2 protein-coding genes and 1 pseudogene are annotated in these 1,657 nt (G+C 63.9%); all 3 read right to left on the bottom strand.

The features are described 5' to 3' along the window. A pseudogene (locus tag RFN28_RS34445) lies at window positions 1-136 on the bottom strand (IS110 family transposase); the annotation flags it as partial. Between the two features lie 72 nt (window positions 137-208). Continuing rightward, window positions 209-580, bottom strand: coding sequence for a hypothetical protein (locus RFN28_RS34440; protein WP_320291574.1), 372 nt, complete (start codon window positions 578-580; stop codon window positions 209-211). Continuing rightward, window positions 577-1,657, bottom strand: a 1,081-nt coding sequence (locus tag RFN28_RS34435) for an IS5 family transposase (protein WP_320291573.1), incomplete at its 5' end; no start/stop codon positions are given. The genes RFN28_RS34435 and RFN28_RS34440, both read right to left, overlap by 4 nt.

The following is a 1,657-nucleotide window of genomic DNA, read 5'->3' as shown; positions in this document are numbered from 1 at the left end:
CGACTTTCCGCAGCGCTTCGCTCAACACCTGCGGCTCGCTCGCCGCACGCGCCTCCTTCACGATCCGCCCGGCCTCGTCGACCACGCAAATCGCGGTCTCTTCCAAAGACACGTCCAGTCCGGCAAAATACTTCATGGCTGCTCCTTCCTGATGTTTGTGGCGATCCACATCGACCACGTTCTCACATCCCGACAGGAGCAGCCGCCTTCATCTCGGCTCGGAAGAGACCCCAATCACCCCATCTGTTGAAGAAGTGTGCCGTATTGCCTTGAGGATGGCTTCGTCACCGTTGTGGTAGGCGAATGTGATCTCGATCGAGCCGTCGTCAAGCAATTCGGCATGGCCATCGCCTGTGACTTCGTCCATCTCGTCACATCCGCTCCATGTGAAGTGAACTATTGAGGGGCTGTAGCTGAGATCGAGGCCGGCTTGCAGGGCGCCAAAGGCGATCTCGCCGTTGTTGTCGCCGCCGATGGTGATCATGGCGGAGCCGCTGAGGTTCAGGTAGCCGCGATCCCACAGATCGGCTTCGATGATCCGCCAGCGGCCGATCAGTTGGCAGCCCGCGGGCGCGGTCATGTCGGCACCGCCAGGAGCTTCGGTAGCCGCACCAGATTGTAGGCGGCAGCCGCGAAGATGAAGGCCCACCCGACGCGGTCGCGTCCGCGCAACTTGGTCTTCTCCTGCCCGGCGACAGTCTTGATCCAGCCGAACGCCTCCTCGATGCGCTTGCGGATGCGCTGGCTGACGGCATAGCCGCCGTGCCGGGTTGTGCGGCGATCGATCGCGGAACGGCGGCCGTTCATGTTCTGCGCCACGTGCGGCGTCACCTTCATTGAGCGCAACTCGTTGATGAAGTCCTCCGCGTCATAGGCCTTGTCGGCGCCGAGCGTGATCGCCAGCGGCCGGTCGGCGCAGGGTTCGATCATATGCAGTGCGGCCACTCGCTCGGCATGCCCGTCGGCCAGCGTCAGACAGGCATCGACCAGCAGGCCATGGCGGTTCTCCATCAGCCCGTGCCCCATGGAGCAGAGCTTGGCCTCCTTGCCCCGCCCCTTGCGGTAGAGCCTGGCATCGGGGTCGGTGGTCGAAGCATGCGTCTCGTTCGACCGTTTCTGGCCGTGGAAGTCCGCCTCCGTGTTACGCCCACCGCCCTGAGCCGGCGGCTCGCCTGACTCATTCCCCGGCTCTTCGCCCGAACCGTCCTTCGGCCTGAGGCTCTTCATCGACACCCAGGCCGCGATCAGCGTCCCGTCGACCGAGAAGTGATCCGTGGAAAGGAGCTTCTTCACCTTGGGCTGCGCCAGGATTGCACTGAGGAACTTCGCCGCGATGTTGCCCTCCAGCAGCCGGTCGCGGTTCTTCGAGAACACCGAATGGTCCCAGGCTGCGTCGTCGATGCCGATGCCGACGAACCAGCGGAACAGAAGGTCGTATTCCAGCCGCTCCATCAAAAGCCGCTCCGAGCGGATCGAATAGAACGCCTGCAACAGCATCGCCCGCAGCAGCTTCTCCGGCGGGATCGAGGGCCGTCCGATCGGCGAGTACAGCGCCGCGAACTCCCGCTCCAGCGCCGACAGCGCCTCACTCACGATTAACCGGATCGCCCGCAACGGATGATTGCGCCGCACCCGGGCTTCAAGGTCCACGTAGCTG

It is taken from the genome of Mesorhizobium album (assembly GCF_033977205.1).
Lineage (GTDB): Bacteria > Pseudomonadota > Alphaproteobacteria > Rhizobiales > Rhizobiaceae > Mesorhizobium > Mesorhizobium album.
This window is presented reverse-complemented; position numbering and strand designations above follow the sequence as displayed.

Bases quoted from the DNA above. Each gene is read 5' to 3' on its own strand.
- RFN28_RS34440 (WP_320291574.1), bottom strand. From the start codon at position 580: ATGACCGCGCCCGCGGGCTGCCAACTGATCGGCCGCTGGCGGATCATC.